Here is a 3,757-nt window from a genome sequence, read left to right as displayed (position 1 = left end):
CACCCTCCCCCGCAAAGGGGGGAGGGAACAACTGCCGCCGCTGAACCGGTCCTGCCATCACGCCGGCCCCGCACCGGGGACGCTGCGCGGCGTGTAGACGAAGGGCCGCTCGCCCGCCCCGCGCGGGATCAGGCGCGTGCCCGACGCCCCGACGATCACCAGCGTCGCCATGTCGGCCGGGGCCTCGCGGGCCTCCGCCAAGCTCATCACGCGGATGGCCTCGTCGGGCCGGGTCACGGCGCGGGCGAAGACCACCGGCGTCTCGGGCACGCGGATCTCCGCAGCGAGGCCCAGCGCGGCGCCGAGCTGCCAGGGCCGGGCGGAGGAGATCGGATTGTAGAGGGCGAGCACGAAATCGGCCCGCAGCACCGCATCGAGCCGCGCGGTGATGACGTCCCACGGCTTCAGGTTGTCCGAGAGCGAAAGGGCGCAGAAATCGCCGCCGAGCGGTGCGCCGCAGCGAGCGGCTGCCGCCAGCATGGCGGTGATGCCGGGCTCGACGGTGATGGCAAGGTGGCGCCAAGCCGGATCGCCGTGTTCCACCGCCTCGAACACGGCCGCCGCCATGGCGAACACGCCCGGATCGCCCCCCGACACCACGGCCACCCGCCGGCCGGAGGCCGCGAGGTCCAGGGCGTGACGGGCGCGGTCCACCTCGACCCGGTTGTCGCTGGCGTGGCGCACAAGGCCCGGCCGCTCCGGCACGCGGGCGACGTAGGGGACATAGCCGATCAGGTCCTGCGCCCCGTCCAGCGCCGCCTGGGCCGAGGCCGTCAGCAGGCCGGGATCGCCGGGGCCGAGGCCGATCACCGCGAGGCTGCCGCTCACGGCCGGCGGCCTTCGCCCGGCACCAGCACCATCGAGAAGTACGGGGCGGCATCGTCAGGCTTCTCGGCCAGCGGTACCACCCGCTCGCCCGCCATGGTGCCGCGCTCCACGTAGACCGCCCGCGCGAGCAGGCCCGCCTCGGACAGTGCGATGCGCACCTTCGGCAGGTGCCGGCCGAGCTTCATCACCACGGCCGCATCCGTGCCGCGCAGGCGCTCCACGAGCACCGCGTGCGGCAGGGTCGCCGGCAGGATGGTGAGCACGTCGTCGCCCCAGGTGATCGGCGTGCCGGCCCGCGTCCAGCAGCCGGACATGCCGGTGACGCCGGGCACCACTTCGACGGGGAAGCGGTCCTTCAGCCGCCGCCACAGGTGCATGAACGAGCCGTAGAAGAACGGATCGCCCTCCGACAGGATCGCAACGTCGCGGCCCGCACCGAGATGGTCGGCGAGCTGCCCCGCCGCGTCGTCGTAAAAGCGGGCGAGCGCCGCGACGTAGTCCGGGTGATCGGGCGGCAGTTCCGTGGTGTAGGGGTAGACCAGGGGGAATTCGCGGGCGGGGTCGCTCACCACCGCGTCGGCGATGGTGCGGGCGTTACCGCGCCGGCCCTTCTTGCAGAAATGCGCCAGCACCGGAGCCCGGCCGAGCACGCGCAGGGCACGCACCGTCAGGTAGTCCGGCTCACCCGGGCCCATGCCGACGCCGTAGAGAGTGCCGGTGGTCACGTCGGCAGCGTTCGCCTGCATCCCGGCGGAATCCCCGATCGGTCCGGCGCCCTCCATCACTCGGCCTCGCAGGCCAGCGCGTTGACGGCGGCCGCGGTCATGGCGCTGCCGCCGCGCCGGCCGTGCACGACGACGAAGGGGACACGGCCGTCGCGGGCGAGCGCCTCCTTCGATTCGGCCGCACCCACGAAGCCCACGGGGATGCCGATGACGGCCGCGGGCGCGCCCACGCCCGCATCCAGCAGTTCGAGCAGGCGGAACAGGGCGGTCGGCGCGTTGCCCACCGCCACGACGCTGCCCGGAAGGTGCTCGCGCCACAGCTCCATCGCCGCCGCGGAGCGGGTGGTGCCCATCTCGGCGGCGAGCCCCGGCACGCGGGGATCACCGAGGGTACAGATCACCGGGTTGGCGGCCGGCAGACGGGCGCGGGTGACGCCGTCGGCGACCATGCGTACGTCACACAGGATCGGCGCGCCGCCCCGCAGGGCGGCCTCCCCGGCGGCGGCGAAATCGTCTGACATCTCCACGTCGGCGGGCAGGTCGGTCATGCCGCAGGCGTGGATCATGCGCACCACCACCCGCTCGGCCGCATTCGACCAGCGGGCGAGGTCGGCCTCGGCACGGATCATCGCGAACGAGCGGGCATAGATGGCGCCGCCGTCGCGCAGGTAGTCGAGCCGCGCGCTCATGTCGGGGTCCTGACGGTCTCGGGCTGGAAAGCCTCGGCGAGGCTCGTGAATTCGGGACTCCTTACGCGCTCGAGCACCGTCTCGAAAGTGAGATGCGCGGCGGGCGGATCGCCGGGGCTGCCGGAGAGCACGAAGCCGTAGCGGCCCTCGTGCCCGACGAGGGTGAGGTCGGCGCGGGCCGGATGGGCGCAGCCCTTGGCGCAGCCGGAGACGTGCGCCTTCAGCCCCCGCGCGGCGAAGGGCCGGAACGCCTCGGCCAGCCGTGCCGCATCCTCCGGAACGGGCGTCGAGCCCGAGGCACAGGCCGGCGCGCCGGGGCAGGCGGCGACCGCGCGGCGGGGATCGTCGCGGGTAGTGATGAACTCGGCCGACAGCGCGGCCTGCGCGTCCTCGATCCTGGACGCGGCCACCGGGGCGGCGACCACGAAGCCGCGGGAGGGGGAGAGGCGGATGTCCTGGGCTCCGAGGTTTGCGCAGGCGTCGGTCAGGCGGTCGAGGGCGTCCGCGGTGCAGCGTCCGAAGGGGGCCTCGACGGAGAGAGTCGTCGTGGAACCCGGGTCGCGTCTCCTTCCCCCCTCTGCGGGGGAGGGAAGGGCGTGCGCGGCAGACTCGCCACGATGCCCGACAACGCGTCCCGTGACAGGTCGCGCATCCGACGCTGCCCGGTTCGGGCGAAGGCGTGCAGGATGGCCGCCACGGCATCGGCCGCTTCCGCCGCGTCGCATTCCGCGATCCACCGGGGGCCGTCGTCCGTCCCGAGGCCGAGGGCGGTGCGGCCCGGAGACAGCGCCCGGACATGAATGTCGGCCTCCAGGTCGGCGAGATCGGGCGATCCGTCGTCCACGAGCACCAGCGTCTTGGGCGGCAGGTGCGCCACGGCGAGGCCCAGGGCCTCGATCGTCCGGGCGAGGCGCAGTGCATCGACCGGCGCGTCCGGGTCGAGGCCGGCGCTGGGGCTCGTCAGAGTCAGGCGCTGCGGGCCGCCGTCGTGGCGGGCGTCGCCGAGGCCGGCGGCCGTGAGGAAGGCGGCGAGTGGCGCCCGCGTCGCGTCCGTCACGCCGCGAACCTGGAGGTTCGCCCGTGCGGTCACGTCGACATGGCCGTTGCCGAAGCGGCGGGCGGCCTCGGCGATCGCGCGGGCCTGCGCGAGGCTGAGGATGCCGAGCGGCGGGTGGATGCGGGCGAGGAGCCCGTCACCGGTGGGCATCGGGCGGGACAGGCCGGGGCACCAGCCACGACGGGCCGGCGCCTCGGGGCGGACGCGGCGCGGCGCGTTCATTCGGCCGCCTCCGGCAGCAGCGCGTCGGCGGGCATCGCGTTGCGGCGGCTGTGCCAGAGACCGCGCGCCTGCGCCTCCGCGAAGCGCTCCAGGATGGCACGCGTCGCTTCCGGGTTGGCATCCCGCAGGCGGTCGAATGTCTCGGGATCGGCGATCCAGGCGGCATAAAGCCGGTCGAAGTCGGCATCAGTCACCGCGTCCGTGGTCGCGGCGAGCACGAAGACCGCATCCAACCC

At 74.3% G+C, this 3,757-nt stretch carries 6 protein-coding genes; all 6 read right to left on the bottom strand.

All coding sequences use genetic code 11. The features are described from left to right. Positions 1-57 precede the first annotated feature (57 nt). On the bottom strand, positions 58-828 hold the full coding sequence (gene cobJ / locus COGEMETH_RS12075; RefSeq protein ID WP_238182811.1) for a precorrin-3B C(17)-methyltransferase: 771 nt from the start codon (positions 826-828) through the stop codon (positions 58-60). Further along, on the bottom strand, positions 825-1,574 hold the full coding sequence (locus COGEMETH_RS12070; RefSeq protein ID WP_238182810.1) for a precorrin-2 C(20)-methyltransferase: 750 nt from the start codon (positions 1,572-1,574) through the stop codon (positions 825-827). The genes cobJ and COGEMETH_RS12070 overlap by 4 nt, the downstream gene beginning before the upstream one ends. Before the next feature lie 35 nt (positions 1,575-1,609). After that, the gene (locus tag COGEMETH_RS12065) at positions 1,610-2,242 is read right to left on the bottom strand and encodes a precorrin-8X methylmutase (RefSeq protein ID WP_238182809.1); all 633 of its coding nucleotides are present in this window, start codon (positions 2,240-2,242) and stop codon (positions 1,610-1,612) included. Next, positions 2,239-2,652: a 4Fe-4S domain-containing protein gene (locus COGEMETH_RS12060; protein WP_238182808.1), complete on the bottom strand. Its 414-nt coding sequence runs from the start codon at positions 2,650-2,652 to the stop codon at positions 2,239-2,241. The genes COGEMETH_RS12065 and COGEMETH_RS12060 overlap by 4 nt, the downstream gene beginning before the upstream one ends. Positions 2,653-2,726: 74 nt before the next feature. Next, positions 2,727-3,521 (bottom strand): ferredoxin-like domain-containing protein, encoded by a 795-nt coding sequence (locus tag COGEMETH_RS12055; protein WP_238182807.1) that lies wholly within the window; start codon positions 3,519-3,521, stop codon positions 2,727-2,729. Further along, on the bottom strand, positions 3,518-3,757 hold a 240-nt coding region (locus COGEMETH_RS12050), incomplete at its 5' end, for a cobaltochelatase subunit CobN (protein ID WP_238182806.1). The genes COGEMETH_RS12055 and COGEMETH_RS12050, both read right to left, overlap by 4 nt.

It is taken from the genome of Methylobacterium trifolii, assembly GCF_022179685.1.
GTDB classification, from domain to species: Bacteria; Pseudomonadota; Alphaproteobacteria; order Rhizobiales; family Beijerinckiaceae; genus Methylobacterium; species Methylobacterium trifolii.
The sequence above is the reverse complement of the archived record's forward strand: the minus strand, read 5'-3'. Positions and strand labels throughout refer to the sequence as shown.